16 protein-coding genes and 1 tRNA gene are annotated in these 15,727 nt (G+C 69.0%); 10 read left to right on the top strand and 7 right to left on the bottom strand.

The genetic code is table 11. The annotated features are described in order from the left end of the window. Nucleotides 1–9 precede the first annotated feature (9 nt). The gene (locus IT072_RS16835; protein WP_223361010.1) at nt 10–966 is read left to right on the top strand and encodes an ATP-dependent nuclease; all 957 of its coding nucleotides are present in this window, start codon (nt 10–12) and stop codon (nt 964–966) included. A 196-nt stretch (nt 967–1,162) separates the two neighbouring features. Here IT072_RS16835 and IT072_RS16840 read toward each other — a convergent pair. Further along, a tRNA-Ser gene (locus tag IT072_RS16840) sits at nt 1,163–1,252 on the bottom strand. Nucleotides 1,253–1,360: 108 nt separating this feature from the next. On the opposite strand from IT072_RS16840, the gene IT072_RS16845 reads away from it, so the two are divergent. Beyond that, entirely contained in the window at nt 1,361–2,197 is an 837-nt protein-coding gene (locus IT072_RS16845) for an SGNH/GDSL hydrolase family protein (RefSeq protein ID WP_223357985.1), read from the top strand. Here IT072_RS16845 and IT072_RS16850 read toward each other — a convergent pair. Next, complete coding sequence (locus tag IT072_RS16850) at nt 2,136–3,062, bottom strand: alpha/beta fold hydrolase (protein WP_223357986.1); 927 nt, start codon at nt 3,060–3,062, stop codon at nt 2,136–2,138. The two genes, IT072_RS16845 and IT072_RS16850, sit on opposite strands and share 62 nt — an antisense overlap. A gap of 141 nt (nt 3,063–3,203) precedes the next feature. Here IT072_RS16850 and radA point away from each other — a divergent pair, with 141 nt between their 5' ends. Beyond that, nucleotides 3,204–4,565 carry a DNA repair protein RadA gene (gene radA, locus IT072_RS16855; protein ID WP_223357987.1) on the top strand — a complete coding sequence of 454 codons (1,362 nt, stop codon included), beginning with the start codon at nt 3,204–3,206 and terminating at the stop codon, nt 4,563–4,565. A gap of 102 nt (nt 4,566–4,667) precedes the next feature. Here the strand turns inward: radA and IT072_RS16860 are convergent, their stop codons facing one another. From IT072_RS16860 to IT072_RS16870, 3 genes are all read right to left on the bottom strand, one after another. Next, the gene (locus IT072_RS16860; protein ID WP_223357988.1) at nt 4,668–5,303 is read right to left on the bottom strand and encodes a hypothetical protein; all 636 of its coding nucleotides are present in this window, start codon (nt 5,301–5,303) and stop codon (nt 4,668–4,670) included. A gap of 45 nt (nt 5,304–5,348) precedes the next feature. Next, entirely contained in the window at nt 5,349–5,864 is a 516-nt protein-coding gene (locus tag IT072_RS16865; RefSeq protein ID WP_223357989.1) for an amino-acid N-acetyltransferase, read from the bottom strand. A gap of 92 nt (nt 5,865–5,956) precedes the next feature. After that, nucleotides 5,957–8,485, bottom strand: a complete 2,529-nt coding sequence (locus IT072_RS16870; protein WP_223357990.1) for an ATP-dependent Clp protease ATP-binding subunit — start codon at nt 8,483–8,485, stop codon at nt 5,957–5,959. 176 nt (nt 8,486–8,661) lie between these two features. On the opposite strand from IT072_RS16870, the gene IT072_RS16875 reads away from it, so the two are divergent. From IT072_RS16875 to IT072_RS16885, 3 genes are read left to right on the top strand one after another with little or no spacing between them, the layout of a single operon-like run. Next, nucleotides 8,662–9,279, top strand: coding sequence for a hypothetical protein (locus IT072_RS16875; RefSeq protein WP_223357991.1), 618 nt, complete (start codon nt 8,662–8,664; stop codon nt 9,277–9,279). After that, the gene (locus IT072_RS16880; protein WP_223357992.1) at nt 9,279–9,521 is read left to right on the top strand and encodes a helix-turn-helix domain-containing protein; all 243 of its coding nucleotides are present in this window, start codon (nt 9,279–9,281) and stop codon (nt 9,519–9,521) included. The genes IT072_RS16875 and IT072_RS16880 overlap by 1 nt, the downstream gene beginning before the upstream one ends. A 10-nt stretch (nt 9,522–9,531) precedes the next feature. Next, nucleotides 9,532–9,984, top strand: a complete 453-nt coding sequence (locus IT072_RS16885; RefSeq protein WP_223357993.1) for a VOC family protein — start codon at nt 9,532–9,534, stop codon at nt 9,982–9,984. A 33-nt stretch (nt 9,985–10,017) separates the two neighbouring features. On the opposite strand, the gene IT072_RS16890 is transcribed toward IT072_RS16885, so the two are convergent. After that, nucleotides 10,018–10,446 carry a hypothetical protein gene (locus IT072_RS16890; protein WP_223357994.1) on the bottom strand — a complete coding sequence of 143 codons (429 nt, stop codon included), beginning with the start codon at nt 10,444–10,446 and terminating at the stop codon, nt 10,018–10,020. 159 nt (nt 10,447–10,605) lie between these two features. Here IT072_RS16890 and IT072_RS16895 point away from each other — a divergent pair, with 159 nt between their 5' ends. The 3 genes from IT072_RS16895 to IT072_RS16910 all read left to right on the top strand — a co-directional run bounded on the left by IT072_RS16895 (nt 10,606) and on the right by IT072_RS16910 (nt 13,149). Beyond that, nucleotides 10,606–11,658, top strand: coding sequence for a pirin family protein (locus IT072_RS16895; protein WP_223357995.1), 1,053 nt, complete (start codon nt 10,606–10,608; stop codon nt 11,656–11,658). Further along, nucleotides 11,655–11,828, top strand: a complete 174-nt coding sequence (locus IT072_RS16900; RefSeq protein WP_223357996.1) for a hypothetical protein — start codon at nt 11,655–11,657, stop codon at nt 11,826–11,828. Before IT072_RS16895 ends, IT072_RS16900 begins: the two co-directional genes overlap by 4 nt. Nucleotides 11,829–11,925: 97 nt before the next feature. Beyond that, a complete protein-coding gene (locus IT072_RS16910) occupies nt 11,926–13,149 on the top strand; it encodes an IS30 family transposase (protein WP_442786773.1) in 1,224 nt (407 codons plus the stop codon). Nucleotides 13,150–13,269: 120 nt separating this feature from the next. Here the strand turns inward: IT072_RS16910 and cls are convergent, their stop codons facing one another. Further along, nucleotides 13,270–14,733: a cardiolipin synthase gene (gene cls / locus IT072_RS16915; RefSeq protein ID WP_223357998.1), complete on the bottom strand. Its 1,464-nt coding sequence runs from the start codon at nt 14,731–14,733 to the stop codon at nt 13,270–13,272. A 100-nt stretch (nt 14,734–14,833) separates the two neighbouring features. On the opposite strand from cls, the gene IT072_RS16920 reads away from it, so the two are divergent. Beyond that, nucleotides 14,834–15,727, top strand: a complete 894-nt coding sequence (locus tag IT072_RS16920) for a cytochrome c oxidase assembly protein (protein WP_223357999.1) — start codon at nt 14,834–14,836, stop codon at nt 15,725–15,727.

The following is a 15,727-nucleotide window of genomic DNA, read 5'->3' on the forward strand; positions in this document are numbered from 1 at the left end:
ACGATCAACATCGACGTACATCAGGGTGACGTGGCTGTCACTCCGATCGACGAGAGAAGCGCGGGTCTGCGCATGTATGTAGCGCTCACAGCGTTTCTAGAACGTCGCTCCCTCGACGTGAAGCCGCTCCTTTTAATTGACGAGGCGGAGACCCATCTCCACCTGGACGCGCAGGCAGACTTGGTCTCTTCATTCATGCGCCAACGTCAGGTCGCCAAGATCATCTATACGACCCACTCACCGGCCTGCCTCCCTCCCGATCTCGGCACCAGCGTACGGGCGGTCATTCCTAATCCAGGCAACCCGATAGAGAGCACCCTCGAAAACAGCTTCTGGCGAAACTCCACGGGCTTCACGCCCTTGATGATTGCAATGGGTGCGGGCGCGGCCGCTTTCTCCACGGCACGCTACGTGGTTTTGGCCGAGGGCGCGACGGAGATGCTTCTCTTGCCCTCCCTCATTCGAGCAGCCACCGGGATCGACGATCTCCCGTACCAGGTGGCGCCGGGTCTGTCGGAATCCGCCCCTGAGAATTACATCGGTTTGGACCTCGAGGGGGCGCACGTCGCGTTCCTCGTCGACGGCGACGAGGGCGGCAATAGGTTGGCAACGAAGCTGGATGAAGTAGGGGTGCCGATTCAACAAGTCGTCCAGCTCGACGCAGCCATGGTGGAGCATGTGCTCGACCCGAGCGTCTACGCGCGCGAGTACAGGAACCTTCTCGCAGAGTGGAACCCGCATCTAACCGTGGGGGATCCACTTCAACTCACCGTCGAATCAGGGACCCCCTGGCCAAGGCAACTTGAGGATTGGGCTGGAGCCCAGGGCGCCTCGCGACGTCCTGGCAAGCGCGATATGGCGACCTACCTCGTCGAGAATGGCACCGCACAACCGAGTGCGGTCGGGCGAGTGGCACTGGTGAAGTTGCACGACCAGCTCCTAGCAGCCCTCCTCATTTCGAATTAGCCAGTTTCGCCCAGGCCGCTACGGAGATCCCCGCCTCGCTGTTCCAAATGGCCAGTTGGCCGAGCGGCCCATCGAAGCGACCGCCGGATCTATCCGCATCGAGCTAGGGGTAGTCAAAAAGTAGTCAAACGCCCGATTCCGAGAAGGCGAAAACCCCCGGATCCCTTGAAAACACAGGGATCGCGGGGGTTTTCTCTGGCGGTACCGGTGGGATTTGAACCCACGGTGGGCTTTCACCCACACAACTTTTCGAGAGTTGCACCTTCGGCCGCTCGGACACGGTACCGCGGACAATCTTAGGCGAGGATTCCGCTGACCGCCAATCAGCGTCCACCCAGCGAGCGCACAGTCCGCGCCGACCCGGCGCACACGGTGCGCGGAGTACGCTGCACGCATGAACACCTCGGGTCGCATCGTCACCGCTGTCGCCGTCGCGGGTGCCGTCGCCGGCGGCGTCGCGTACGGCTGGAGCCGCATCCAGCAGAAGCGGGCGGCGATCGCCGCGGGCAAGGTGCGACTCAACGAAACCCTCCCTGTCAACTCGAAGTGGTGGCGGGACGCGGCGCTGGAAGAGGGCGAGCTGCTCTACGTCGCGATCGGCGACAGTGCAGCGCAGGGGATCGGCGCCTCAGCGCCCAAGAACAGCTATGTCGGGGTGATCGCCGACCACCTCCGGTCGGCCACCGGGCGCACGGTGCGCGTCGCGAACCTCAGCGTCTCGGGGGCGACGGTCGCGCTCGCGGTCGCGGATCAGCTGCCGCGGTTCGAGAAGCTGAAGCCGGACTTCGTGACGGTCGCGATCGGAGCGAACGACATCGCGGCGTTCGACCCGGCGGCCTTCCGGGCGGGCATCCGGCGCGTGTTCTCGGCGATCCCGCGGGATGCGGTCGTCGCGGATCTCCCCTACTTCTACCTTCCCTGGAACGAGAAGAAGGTCGCGGTGGCGAACGCGATCCTGCGGGAGGAGGCGGCGGATGCGGGGCTGACGGTGGCTCCGCTGCACGAGTCGATGCGGCGGCAGGGGCTGCGCGGCGCGTTCACCCAGTTCGCGGAGGACCTGTTTCACCCCAACGACCACGGCTACCGGGTGTGGGCGTCGGCGTTCCTCCCGGCCGTGATCGGCCTGGCGCAGGCGCGGTACCCCCGGCGACCCGCGGAGACGACGCCGCTCACGACCGCGTCGGCCCCGGCGCCAGGTACGACAGCACCCTCCCCCACGCCGGCACGATGACCAGGTGCCCGGCCCCGGGCACCATCTCCATACGCGCGTCCGGCACGACCCGCTTGTACCAGGCGGCGTGCGCGTTGCCCGCGAGCGCGTCACCCTGACCACCGACGATGAGCGTCTTCGCGCGCACATCGGCGGGATCGAAACCCCAGGGTCGTGCCGTGTACGACAGGATGTCGGCGGCGGCTCCCGCCGGGCCCTGCCGGAACGCGTCCCGCAGCATGCGGCCCACCCGGTCCCGGACGCCAGGCCCGGCGAGCACCGCGTCGTCGACGGCGGACGCCCCCACGGCGTCCAGCGGCACGTCGCCCTCGCCGTCCGCGGCCAGCACGGCGTCGGCCTGGGGCTGGAGCTGAGCGCTCAGCTGCTGCACCGCCTCGGCGGGCGCGAGACCGCCGAGCCGATCCGACTCGGCCTGCAACTCCGGCGGGATCCACGGGACCGCCTCGTTCGGGGCGGGCGTGGCGACGAGGGCGACCCGGTCGACGAGATCGGGATGGCGCGCGGCGAACGCGAGCGCGACCCGCCCGCCGGCCGACCACCCTGCGACGCCCACGGTGCGCGGGCGCTCCACGCCGATCGGGGTCTCCGCCAGGATGACGGACCTCAGATACTCGGCGATGTCGTCGGCCGCACGCGTGATGCTCGGCCACTCGCCGTACGGCCAGGGGTCGCTCGCCCCGTACCCGGGCCGGTCGATGGCGACGATGTGGACGTCGCGGGTCGCGGACGCGTCCGGATCCGGGTCGAAGACCGAGGACCCCGGCGCGGAATGGCAGAAGACGACGATCCGCTCCGCATCCGGGTCTCCCAGGGTGGTGATGCCGATGCGCCGGCCGGACCGCAGGGTATGCGTGAGGTTCGCCATGCGGCCCATTGTGGCCCCGAGGCGCGCGGCGGAGAACCCTCCACAGACACCGGCTCGCATCCACTTCTCCACCGAACGCCGCGATCCTCCCGCCGATGACGGTGGTGCTCCGTAGGGTGGACTGCGAACCGAGGAGGTGCCGTGGCGAAGGCTCACGTCAACTACCGCTGCACGGAGTGCGGCTGGACGGCGGCCAAGTGGGTCGGCCGCTGCGGCGAGTGCCAGGCCTGGGGCACCGTCGAGGAGTCCGCCGCGCCGACGGGGGTTCTCCGGGCCCTCACGCCGGTGACCATCGGCGAGAGTCGCGCGGCGCGCGCGATCACCGACATCCAGACCGAGACCGCCGGCCGCCGGCCGAGCGGCATCGGCGAGTTCGACCGCGTGCTGGGCGGCGGCATCGTGCCCGGCGCGGCCATCCTGCTGAGCGGCGAGCCGGGCGTCGGCAAGTCCACGCTGCTGCTCGAGGTGGCCTCCCGCGCCGCCGCCCGGCAGTCGCGCGTGCTGTACGTCAGCGCGGAGGAGTCGGTGGGTCAGGTGCGCATGCGCGCGGAGCGCACGGGCGCCGTGCACGACGAGCTCTACCTCGCCTCCGAGACCGACCTCGCGACGATCATCGGCCAGATCGACGCGGTGCGCCCCTCCCTCGTGATCGTCGACTCGGTGCAGACGGTCTCCAGCGGCAGCACGGAGGGGATCGCGGGCGGCCCGAGCCAGGTGCGGGAGGTCGCGAGCACCCTGATCCGCATCGCCAAGGAGCGCGATCTGCCCATCCTGATCGTCGGGCATGTCACCAAGGACGGCTCGATCGCCGGCCCGCGACTCCTGGAGCATCTGGTCGACGTGGTGTGCCACTTCGAGGGCGACCGGCAGACCGCGCTGCGCTTCGTGCGCGCCCTCAAGAATCGCTTCGGCCCGACCGACGAGGTCGGCTGCTTCGAGATGACCGGAGACGGCATCGCCGAGGTGCCCGATCCGAGCGGACTCTTCCTCAGCCGCACCGCCACGCCCGTCTCCGGCACCTGCGTGACCGTAGCGATGGAGGGGCGGAGGCCGCTGCCGGTGGAGGTCCAGGCCCTCGTCGTCGGCACCGCCGCCCCCAATCCGCGGCGCGTGACCAACGGCGTCGACAGCTCACGCGTCGCGATGCTCCTCGCGGTGCTCGAACGCCGCGCCGGCATCAAGCTCGGCGACAAAGACGTCTACGTCTCCACCGTGGGCGGTGTGCGACTCACCGAGCCCGGCGCTGACCTCGCGATCGCCCTCGCCGTCGCGTCGGCGGCCTCCGACCGGGCGATCCCGCACACGCTCGTCGCCTTCGGCGAGATCAGCCTCGCCGGCGAGATCCGCCCGGTCTCGAACGGCAAGCAGCGCGCCGCCGAGGCCTCCCGGCTCGGCTTCGCCACGCGCGTGGACGACCGCAGCGCCTCCATCCGCGAAGCCCTCCGCCTCGCGTTCACCGCTGGCGCGACGCCCCGCGAGCGCGAGCTCGACGCCGCCTTCTGACGCCGGGCGCCCCCGAGGCGGCCCATTATCAGCCGCCTCGGGGGAGAACGACGCATTTCGAGCCGCTTCGACAGGTACGGGGAGCGCAGGGACGCCCCGGCGCTACTGCAGGATGAACTGCTTGGTCTCGGGCGACTGGATGCCGCCGATGGCGGTCGTCAGGTGGTACGACGCGCCTCCGGCCGGAACCTGCTGCCGCTGTGCCTGGCAGGTGGAGGGGTCGGAGCGGGTGCGGTCCCAGGTGATGGGGGTCTGCGACGAGATGGTCTTGCCGGGCTGGAGCAGCACCTCCGCGTCGACCTTGTCGGTCTGGCAGTCGGTGGACTTCCAGTACGTCTCGGAGCCGCTCGTGATCGTGAAGAGTTGCTGCGCGGTGCCGGCGTCGATCTTGCAGGCGGAGGCTCCGGTGTTGGTGATCGCGACGGACAGCTGCGGCAGCTCGCCGGCGGCGTAGGTGTCCTTGTCGGTGACCGCCTCGATGCGCACGGCGGACGGGTCGCAGGCCGCCCCGCTCGCCGTCGTGCTGGCCGTCGGGATGCTGGTGGATGCGGCGGCCGTAGTCTTCGGCGTGTTCGTGCTGGTCGAGACCGGAGCGGGCGCACCGTCGGAGGCGCCGGGTCGCACGATGATGAGGATCACGACGACGATCACGGCGAGGAGGCCGAGGCCGAGGATGAGCCGGCGGCGCCAGTAGACGCTGCTCGGCTGGGGGCCGACAGGATGCTTGAACGTCGACATGCCCGCAGCATATCCGCGACGCGCCGGAAACCCCGGCGCAACGCGCTAGAGCCGCTTGAGCATACGTGTATTTCCCAAGGTGTTGGGCTTGACGCGGGCGAGGTCGAGGAACTCCGCGACACCCTCGTCGTTGGAGCGGACGAGCTCGGCGTACAGAGCCGGGTCGACCGTCTCCTCCCCCATGTCCTCGAAGCCGTTGCGCTCGAAGAAGCCGACCTCGAACGTCAGGCAGAACAGGCGGCTGAGCCCCAGCTCCCGGGCGTCCGCCTCCAGCCGCTGCAGCAGCGCGCGCCCGACACCCCGGCCGAGCCACTCGTCCGAGACGGCCAGCGTGCGCACCTCGCCGAGGTCGCTCCACATGACGTGGAGGGCGCCGCATCCGACGAGCCGGCCGTCCGCGTCTTCGGCCACCCGGAACTCCTGCACGGCCTCGTAGAAGGTGACCGTCTCCTTGCCGAGCAGGATGCGTCGTCGGACGAGGGGCTCCACGAGCTCCTGGATCGCCGCCACGTCTCCCGTGCGCGCCCGGCGTACCCGGATCGCGCTTGCCTCACCACTCACTCGTCCCACCCTACCGACACGCAGAAACCGCCGGGTACGCGAACTGTCTGCGTACCCGGCGGTCTCAGGCCGGCTCTCTGCGTGCTCGGCGGTTACAGCTCCGCGTTGGCTGCGAGGTCCGGGGTGGCCGGACCGGTTCCGATGGCGGCGGCCGCGTTGACACCGGCGCCGATCGACTCGGCGCGCGCCGTGGTCGTGAACACGAACTCCCCGTCACGGAAGTCGACGTGGACGTGGTCGCCCGCGTTCAGCTCGCCGTGCAGGATCTTCTCGCTCAGGCGGTCCTCGATCTCGTGCTGGACGGCGCGGCGCAGCGGGCGGGCGCCGAGCGTCGGGTCGAACCCGACCTCGATCAGCCGCTCCTTGGCCGGGACCTCGAGCTCGATGGTCATGTCGCGGTCCAGCAGGCGGTCGGAGAGACGCTTGATGAACAGGTCGACGATCTGGAGCAGCTCGGCCTTGTTCAGCTGCGGGAAGACGATGATCTCGTCGACGCGGTTCAGGAACTCGGGCTTGAAGTTCTTCTTCAGCTCCTCGTAGACCTTGCCGCGCATCCGCTCGTAGCCGGTGGTCGGGTCACCCTCGATCTGGAAGCCGACGGGGCCTCCCGAGATGTCCTTCGTGCCGAGGTTGGTCGTCATGATGATGACGGTGTTCTTGAAGTCGACGACGCGACCCTGACCGTCTGTCAGACGACCCTCCTCCAGGATCTGGAGCAGCGAGTTGAAGATGTCCGGGTGCGCCTTCTCGATCTCGTCGAAGAGCACGACGCTGAACGGCTTGCGGCGCACCTTCTCGGTGAGCTGGCCGCCCTCCTCGAAGCCGACGAACCCGGGAGGGGCGCCGAACAGTCGGGAGACGGTGTGCTTCTCGCCGTACTCCGACATGTCGAGGGAGATCATGGCCGACTCGTCGTCGAACAGGAACTCGGCGAGCGCCTTGGCGAGCTCGGTCTTTCCGACACCGGTCGGCCCGGCGAAGATGAACGAGCCGGAGGGGCGCTTCGGGTCCTTCAGGCCGGCGCGGGTGCGTCGGATGGTCTTGGAGAGCGCCGCGATGGCCTCCTCCTGACCGATGACGCGCTCGTGCAGCGCCTTCTCCATGAACACCAGGCGGGCGGACTCCTCCTCGGTGAGCTTGAAGACGGGGATGCCCGTGGCCTGCGCCAGAACCTCGGCGATGAGCCCCTCATCCACCTCGGCCGTCGTCTTCACGTCGCCCGAGCGCCACTGCTTCTCGAGGCGCAGCCGCTCGCCGAGGAGGTTCTTCTCCTCGTCGCGCAGGCCGGCGGCCTTCTCGAAGTCCTGCTCCTCGATCGCGGCCTCCTTCTGCGAGCGAACGGCCGAGATCTTGTCGTCGAACTCGCGCAGCTCCGGCGGGGCCGACAGGATCGACAGGCGCAGGCGGGCGCCGGCCTCGTCGATCAGGTCGATGGCCTTGTCCGGGAGGAAGCGGTCCTGGATGTAGCGGTCGGCGAGGTTGGCCGCCGAGACGATCGCGCCGTCGGTGATGGACACCTTGTGGTGCGCCTCGTAGCGGTCGCGCAGTCCCTTGAGGATGTTGATCGTGTGCGGCAGCGACGGCTCGTTGACCTGGATGGGCTGGAAGCGGCGCTCGAGGGCCGCATCCTTCTCGAAGTGCTTGCGGTACTCGTCGAGCGTCGTCGCGCCGATGGTCTGCAGCTCGCCGCGGGCCAGCAGCGGCTTCAGGATGCTGGCGGCGTCGATCGCGCCCTCCGCGGCACCCGCGCCGACGAGCGTGTGGATCTCGTCGATGAAGGTGATGATGTCGCCACGGGTGCGGATCTCCTTGGTGACCTTCTTCAGGCGCTCCTCGAAGTCTCCGCGGTAGCGGGACCCGGCGATGAGCGAGCCGAGGTCGAGGGTGTAGAGCTGCTTGTCCTTCAGTGTCTCGGGCACGTCGCCGCGCACGATCGCCTGGGCGAGGCCCTCGACGACGGCGGTCTTGCCGACGCCGGGCTCGCCGATGAGGACGGGGTTGTTCTTGGAGCGGCGCGACAGGATCTGCATGACGCGCTCGATCTCCTTCTCGCGCCCGATCACCGGGTCGAGCTTGTTGTCGCGGGCGGCCTGGGTGAGGTTGCGGCCGAACTGGTCGAGGATCTGGCTACCGGCCTGCGCGGTGGTCTGATCGTTGCCTCCGACCTGGACCTGCTCCTTGCCCTGGTAACCCGAGAGGAGCTGGATGACCTGCTGGCGGACGCGGTTGAGGTCGGCGCCCAGCTTCACGAGCACCTGGGCGGCGACGCCTTCGCCCTCGCGGATCAGGCCGAGCAGGATGTGCTCGGTGCCGATGTAGTTGTGGCCGAGCTGCAGGGCCTCGCGGAGGCTCAGCTCGAGCACCTTCTTGGCGCGCGGAGTGAAGGGGATGTGCCCGGTCGGCTGCTGCTGGCCCTGGCCGATGATGTCCTGGACCTGCTCGCGGACGGCGTCCAGCGAGATGCCGAGCGACTCGAGCGCCTTGGCGGCGACACCCTCACCCTCGTGGATCAGGCCGAGCAGGATGTGCTCCGTCCCGATGTAGTTGTGGTTGAGCATCTTGGCCTCTTCTTGGGCCAGGACGACGACGCGCCGAGCGCGGTCGGTGAATCTCTCGAACATGTCTCACTCCTCGCGACGCCGTTGCAGGGTCGGCATCGATACAAAGAGAGTAACCATCGCACCCGGGATGCCGGGGGTCTGTTCGCCGTGGGCGTGACCCGGGTTGCGTGCGGCCGCTCGACGTGCAACCATATCGAAAGTCGATAATAACGAAATTCGATATGGAGTGATGAGTCATGAGCACCGTGCAGGACATCCGGACGTCACGAGGCGATCGCGTCTCGATCGTCGCCTTCATCGCGGCGGGCGTGTTGCTCGCGGCCTGGTCGGTGATCGCCGCGGCCGTCGCAATCGCGGAGGCTGCGGGCAACAGGGACGTGCGGGTGCTCGCCGACTTCGCGGGCACGCCCGCGCAGGCGCCGATCGGCCCCGGCGGCGCGGCGCGCGAGGTCGAACTCGTCACCGCCTACGTGACGGCGCCTCAGCTCCCGGCGGCCTCCTTCGCCGCCCTGATCCTGCGGGAGGCACTGGGGGCCGGCGTCGTCGTGGCGATCGTCGTCTGCCTGGTCTGGCTCGCCCTCAACGTCCTCCGGGGCCGCATCTTCTCGCGCACCAACACCACGCTCGTCGCCACCGCGACCATCGGCGGGCTCATCGCCTGGGCGGCGATCGCCCTCCTCAACACGATGGTGGCCAACGGCGCGATCGCGCGCATCAGCGACCGGGACTTCGACAACCCGGTCATGTCCCTCCCGTTGCAGCCCCTGCTGCTCCTCGCGTTCGCCGCCTCCATCGTCGTCACCGCCTTCACGGTCGGCGACCGGATGCGCCGTGACACCGAGGGCCTGATCTGATGGGAGAGGAGGACTCCGGAGTCCACTGCCGGCTGGACGAGCTCCTCGCCGAGCGGGGGATGACGGTCGTCCGGCTCGCCGAGCTGGTCGGGCTCAGCGTCGTCAACCTCTCGGTGCTGAAGAACGACCGCGCCAAGGCGATCCGCTACTCCACCCTCGTGGCGATCTGCCGTGCGCTGGACTGCGAGATCGGCGACCTGCTGGTGCTGGCGCCCCCGACCGCGGAGGCGGGGCGGGTCTAGTGTGCGGTGCATGCCGATCACACTGGAGAACGTGGGCATCGCCGTCCGCGACATCGAGGAGACCATCGCCTTCTTCACCGATCTCGGCCTCAGCGTCCTCGGGCGCGACGAGGTGAGCGGGGAGTGGGCCGACACCGCCGTGGGGCTCGACGGCAACCATGCGAAGATCGCGGTGCTGCAGACACCGGACGGGCACGGGCGGCTGGAGCTGTTCGAGTACCTCCACCCGGACGCGATCGAGACGGATCCGACGCTCCCGAACGAACTCGGGATGCACCGGGTCGCGTTCCAGGTCGACGACATCGACGAGGCGCTCGCCACCGCGGCGAGACACGGCTGCTTCCCGCTGCGAGGCGTCGCGAACTATCAAGACATCTACAAGCTGACGTATCTGCGCGGGCCCAGCGGGATCATCGTGATGTTCGCACAGGATCTGACGAAGACGGCGGCGAGCGCGGACTAGGGCGGCCGCGCCACGCAGCGCGACCGGTCGCGGTCAGCCCTGCAGTCCCGGGATGGTGAGCGTTCCGTCCGGGAGCGTGATGGTCACGTCCGAGGTCGTGGTCACGCTGCCGGGCGTCGTGAAGACGGTCGTGTGCGGCACGTAGTCGCGCGTGCAGACGCCGCCCGGCGCGGGCGAGAGGGTGGCCTTGAGCTGGTTGCCCGCGGTGACGCTGATGGAGGCGACGGTCGGCGGGCAGGTCGAGCTTCCGTACAGCACGATGCCGAACTGTCGGCCGTCGTCGAGCCACGCGGCCCACGAGGCTCCTCCCGCGCTGCTGGCCGGAGCCTCCACGCCGGTCGGCTCGCCCGTGTAGTCCTTGACCGGCTGCTGCTGGGTCTTCACCCCGCAGCCCGCCAGCGCGACCAGCACGAGCAGGCCTCCGGCGAGGGAGGTCAGGGGGCGGGTCGCAGTCGAAGGCACGCCTCCATTGTAGGAACGCGAAGCGTGGCGGGACCTGTGCCGCCGCCGCCCGGCGAGAAGCCTAGGATGCCGCTATGAGCAACCTGGAGCGGGACCCCGCCGAGCTGACCGCGGTCGGGACGGCACAGGATCTCCACCGCGCCGGCGTCCGGCGACGCGGTGGAGATCCTGGAACCGCGCGACGTCCCGCTCGGCGGGCCGCGCGCCATGAACGTGCGCCGCACCCTCCCGCAGCGCCGACGCTCGCTGATCGGCGGCTGGTGCTTCATCGATCACTACGGCCCCGACGACGTCGCCGCGACAGGCGGGATGCGCGTGCCGCCGCACCCGCACACGGGGCTGCAGACCGTGAGCTGGCTCTTCGAGGGCGAGATCGAGCACCGCGACAGCGCGGGCAGTCACGCCCTGGTGCAGCCCGGCGAGCTCAACCTGATGACCGCGGGGCACGGGATCAGCCACTCGGAGGTGTCGACGCCGGAGGCGCGGGTGCTGCACGGCGTCCAGCTCTGGGTGGCGCTGCCCGCAGCCTCCCGCGAGGTCGCTCCCTTCTTCGAGCATCATGTTCCGGGGGCGGTCGCCGTCGGCGACGCGACGGTGCGCGCGTTCGTGGGCTCGCTCGCGGGCAGCGGCACAGCGGCGACGGTGTTCTCCCCGCTGGTCGGCGCGGAGATCACGGCTCCGGCGGGTGCGGTCGTGCGTCTCCCTTTGCGTCCGGCGTTCGAGCACGGGGTGCTGGTGGACGCGGGGTCGGTGAGTGTGGCGGGCACCACCGTCCCGGTCGCGCACCTGGCGTATCTCGCGCCCGGACGCGACGCGGTGGAGGTCGTGGTCGGCGCGGACGGCCCGGCCCGGCTGGTGCTGCTCGGCGGCGAACCGCTCGGCGAGCAGATCGTGATGTGGTGGAACTTCATCGGCCGCAGCCACGACGAGATCGTCGCGGCCCGCGCGCAGTGGCAGGCCGAGGTGATCGCCGGCGAGGATCAGGCCGGTCGCTTCGGCACCGTAGCCGGATACGACGGCAGCCCTCTCCCCGCCCCGAGCTACCCACCGTCCGCCTCCGCCCCCGCGGCTGACCCCCGCATCCGCTCCTCGAAGTTCGCGTCGTTGCGCTCATTCGCACGGAATAGCCGCAACGACGTGCACTTCGGCGATGGGTGGCGAGGACGGCACGGCGGCTCCACAGGAGGGCGCGGTACGATGAGCGCGTTATGAACGACATCATCGGCGGCATCGTGTGGTCCCTGGCGCCGACCGTGCTGGTCGGCCTCCTGTTCTGGATGATCATGCGCAAGATCGTGCATGCCGACCGCACCGAGCGTAAGGTCTACGCCCGCATGGAGGCCGAGGAGCGCGCCCGCCGCGGCCTCGCCCCCAAGCCGTAGGGCCCCGCTCGCTCCGCGATTTCGACCAAATCGCGCCTTTGCGACCGGTGGTTTCTGGTGGTGAGTGCAACACCCTTTGTTGATGTGGAGGGTTGGGATGGGGTTGCATTCGTCGTTGGAGACGCGGGTTGAGGCGTTGGGGTTGTTGTTGGCTGGTGCTTCGGCTGTGAGTGTGGCGGTGGTGGTGGGGGTGCCGCGTGGTCGGGTGCAGCGGTGGGCCAGGCTTGCGGGCATGAGGTTTGAGCCGGGGAGTCGTGCTGGTTTGTTGCGTGTCGGGCTGTCGGGTGCGGGTGGCGCGGCGGGGGGTCATGGGCGCAGGTTGTCGTTGGCGGATCGGGCGTTGATCCAGGCAGGGTTGGCGCAGGGGTTCTCGTTGCGCCGGATCGCGGGTCTGGTCGGGGTGGCACCGTCGACGGTGTCGCGGGAGGTTGCCCGTTCCAGGTGGTCGTATCGGGGGCGGTGGCAATATGAGGCGGGGGTGGCGCATCAGGTCGCCGGTCAGCGGCGGGCCCGGCCCAAGCCGCGCAAACTCGATCAGGATCCGTGGTTGCGGGCCGCGGTGGTCGAACAGTTGAACGCCCGGTTCTCCCCGCAGCAGGTCGCGGGTCGGCTGCCGCTGCTGTTCCCGGGGCGAGAGGATATGCGGGTGACGGCTGAGACGATCTACCAGGCCCTCTATGTTCAGGGCAAAGGCGGGTTGCGGCACGAGCTGACCGTGGTCAAAGCGTTGCGGACCGGTCGGGCGGGACGCATCCCGCAGTCGAAACTGCCGCGGCGCAGCAACCGGCCCTGGCTGGACGGTGCCCGGCTCAGCGACCGGCCAGCCCAGGTCACCGACCGCGCCGTCCCGGGACATTGGGAAGGCGACCTCGTCGTCGGACCCGCAGGCTCCGGGATCATCACCCTGGTCGAACGCTCCACCCGGTTCGCCCTCCTGGGCCGGCTGCCCGGAACCCGGGACTCCGCCACGGTCATCGACCGGCTCACCGAGATGATCGGCCACCTGCCGTCCGCACTGTTCTCGACCCTGACCTGGGATCAGGGCACCGAGATGGCAGAACACGCCCGCTTCACTATCGCAACCGGTTGCCCGGTGTTCTTCGCCGACCCTCACTCACCCTGGCAGCGCGGCAGCAACGAGAACCTCAACGGGCTGATCCGAGACTTCTACCCCAAGGGCACCAACTTCAACACCATCCCCGACGCCGACCTCGCCGAAACCCAACGCCTCCTCAACATCCGCCCCCGACAAACCTTGAACTTCCACACCCCAGCCGAGAAACTCGACCAATACCTACAAGGTGTTGCACTCACCAGCTGAAACCGCCACCGCTATTCATGACATTCGGTCCAAAAGGCCCTCCGCGACATTTGGACCGAATGTGGGGTTAGCGGGCGGCTTTCGCGACATTCGGCACGAATGTGCGACCGGGCCGGCGCGCTACTGCAGCGCCGAGGTCAGGCGCGCGAGGTTGTCGAGGACCGTGGAGCGCAGCGGCTGCTTCATCCACTCATCGAGCGTGAGTTCGCGGCTGTCACGCCGGTAGCCGTCCTCGACCGCGCGCATCTCGTCGACGAAGGAACGGCCGCGCACCATGAGCGAGACCTCCATGTTGAGCTGGAACGAGCGCATGTCCATGTTGCTCGACCCGATCACCGCGACGTCGTCGTCGATCGTGAAGTGCTTGGCGTGCAGGATGTACGGCGCCTTGTACATCCAGATACGCACGCCCGCGCGCAGCAGGGCTTCGTAGTACGACCGCTGCGCGTGATAGACGAGCGCCTGGTCGCCGATCTCGGAGACGAACAGGTCGACCGCGATACCGCGCTGGGTGGCGGTGGTGATCGCCGTCAGCATCGACTCGTCCGGCACGAAATACGGCGAGGTGATGACGATGCGCTCCTGCGCGTAGTAGAGCAGGGCGAGGAAGAGCCGGAGGTTGTTCTCACCGGCGAATCCGGGCCCGGAGGGCACGACCTGCGCGTCCAGCTCCTCCGGGTCGATGTCGTCCGTGATCGGTTCCGTCTCGCGGCGGAGCAGCTCGTCGGTCTCGCTGTACCAGTCGGTGATGAAGATGGCGTTGAGGCCGGCGACGATCGGCCCCTCCAGCCGCACGATGAGCTCCTTCCACTTGAGCCCGCGGCGGAGGTTGGACCTCTTGTTGTAACTCCGGTCGATGATGTTCTGAGAACCCATGAAGGCGACGCGGCCGTCCACGATGAGCAGCTTGCGGTGGTTGCGCAGGTCGGGTCGCTGGTACTTGCCCTTCAGCGGCTGCACCGGGAGCATCAGCTGCCAGCGCGCGCCCATCTCGGTGAGCCGCTTGATGGTCCTCTTGTAGTCACGGGTGCGCAGCGACGCGATGTGGTCGAGCAGCACGCGCACCGTCACTCCGCGCTTCACCGCGTCGGCGAGCGCGTCGAAGAACGGCGCCGTGGTGTCGTCGAGCGACAGGATGTAGAACTCGACGTGGACGTACTTGCGCGCGGCGTCGATCTCGGCGGTCATCGCGGCGAGCGACCCGGCGTAGTCGCCGTTCAGCGTGGCGCGGTTGCCGCCGACCAGCGGCATGGCGCCCAGGTTGCGGTTGAGCTGCACCACCGATTCGAGCCACGGCGGCCACGGGTGGTCGCGGCGCACCCGCTCGATGCCCTCGGTCGACTCGATGATGAAGTTGTTGATCTCGATCTGCTTGTCGCGTCGTTTCTTCGGGAGCTTGTAGCTGCCGATGAGCAGGAAGAACAGCACCCCGATGTACGGGATCAGGAAGATCGCGAGCAGCCACGCGGTCGCCGACGTGGGCTTGCGGTTGCGCGGGACGACGATGATCGCGACGACGCGGATGATGAAGTCGACCAGAAGCGCCACCACGACGATGGCGGTCGACAGGAACCCTGCGTCCATCCCGTCCCTTCGATCCCGGGCGCACCGGGAGCGGCGCCTACAGGGATACCGTAGCGAAGTCCCAGGATCGCGGGGCGACAATGGAGCGCCGCCGCCCGGAATGGAGCCCGCCACGCCTCCCGTCACCACGTTCCTCACCACCTGGTCGTTCGACCCGGCCGCCGCCGCGCTGCTCGCCGCCGCCGCCGCGCTGTACCTCGCCGGGGTGCTGCGGTTGCGGAGGCACGGGCATCGCTGGCCCGCCCGGCTGACCGTGTGGTTCCTGCTGCTCGGGCTCGGCTCCTACGCGTGGATCTCGTTCGGGTTCCTCGGCGCGTACAGCACGGAGCTGCGCTGGGCGTTCACCACCCGCATCGCGCTGCTGCTGTTCGTCGTGCCCGCGCTCATGAGCCTGGGCCGGCCGATCGCCCTCGCCCGGGCCGCGCTGTCGACGACCGGTCGGCGGCGCACCGAGCGGGTGCTGCGCTCGCGCGTCGTCCGCGTGCTCGGCAACGCGATGTTCGCGCCCGTCTTCGCGTGCGCGGTGTTCCTGGTGTTCCTCACACCCGTGGCTGCGGTGCTGCGCACCTCACCGTGGTCGGAGTGGACGATCTCGGTGCTCGTTCCGCTCGCCGGGATGCTGCTGGTGCTGCCGATCGCCGCGCACTCGGTGGTGCGCACCGGCTTCTTCATCACGGTGGAGTTCCTGCTGGCGTTCGTGGAGCTGCTGCTCGACGCGATCCCTGGGCTCCTCCTGCGCCTGAACGACGGTGTGCTGGACGGGGCCGCGCGCATCGTGGGGAGGATGCCGTTCTGGTTCCCGACGGCGCTGCACGACCAGCACCTCTCCGGCGACTTCCTCTGGTTCATCGCGGAGGTCGCCGACGTGCCGATCCTCGTCATCCTGTTCGTGCGCTGGATGCGCCTCGACCGCCGCGAGGCCAAGCGCATCGACGATCTGACCGACGAGCAGCTCGACGCCCTCACCCGCGCCCACCTGGAGCGCCGCGGGTGA

Origin of the sequence: Leifsonia sp. ZF2019 (assembly GCF_019924635.1) — a bacterium.
In the GTDB taxonomy this organism is placed as follows: Bacteria; Actinomycetota; Actinomycetes; order Actinomycetales; family Microbacteriaceae; genus Leifsonia.

What these genes read in the sequence shown, in the direction of transcription:
- IT072_RS16845 (WP_223357985.1), top strand. Translation starts at nt 1,361, where the DNA reads ATGAACACCTCGGGTCGCATCGTCACCGCTGTCGCCGTCGCGGGTGCC.
- IT072_RS16850 (WP_223357986.1), bottom strand. Translation starts at nt 3,062, where the DNA reads ATGGCGAACCTCACGCATACCCTGCGGTCCGGCCGGCGCATCGGCATC.
- IT072_RS16860 (WP_223357988.1), bottom strand. Translation starts at nt 5,303, where the DNA reads ATGTCGACGTTCAAGCATCCTGTCGGCCCCCAGCCGAGCAGCGTCTAC.
- IT072_RS16870 (WP_223357990.1), bottom strand. Translation starts at nt 8,485, where the DNA reads ATGTTCGAGAGATTCACCGACCGCGCTCGGCGCGTCGTCGTCCTGGCC.
- IT072_RS16875 (WP_223357991.1), top strand. Translation starts at nt 8,662, where the DNA reads ATGAGCACCGTGCAGGACATCCGGACGTCACGAGGCGATCGCGTCTCG.
- IT072_RS16880 (WP_223357992.1), top strand. Translation starts at nt 9,279, where the DNA reads ATGGGAGAGGAGGACTCCGGAGTCCACTGCCGGCTGGACGAGCTCCTC.
- IT072_RS16885 (WP_223357993.1), top strand. Translation starts at nt 9,532, where the DNA reads ATGCCGATCACACTGGAGAACGTGGGCATCGCCGTCCGCGACATCGAG.
- IT072_RS16900 (WP_223357996.1), top strand. Translation starts at nt 11,655, where the DNA reads ATGAACGACATCATCGGCGGCATCGTGTGGTCCCTGGCGCCGACCGTG.
- IT072_RS16910 (WP_442786773.1), top strand. Translation starts at nt 11,926, where the DNA reads ATGGGGTTGCATTCGTCGTTGGAGACGCGGGTTGAGGCGTTGGGGTTG.
- cls (WP_223357998.1), bottom strand. Translation starts at nt 14,733, where the DNA reads ATGGACGCAGGGTTCCTGTCGACCGCCATCGTCGTGGTGGCGCTTCTG.
- IT072_RS16920 (WP_223357999.1), top strand. Translation starts at nt 14,834, where the DNA reads ATGGAGCCCGCCACGCCTCCCGTCACCACGTTCCTCACCACCTGGTCG.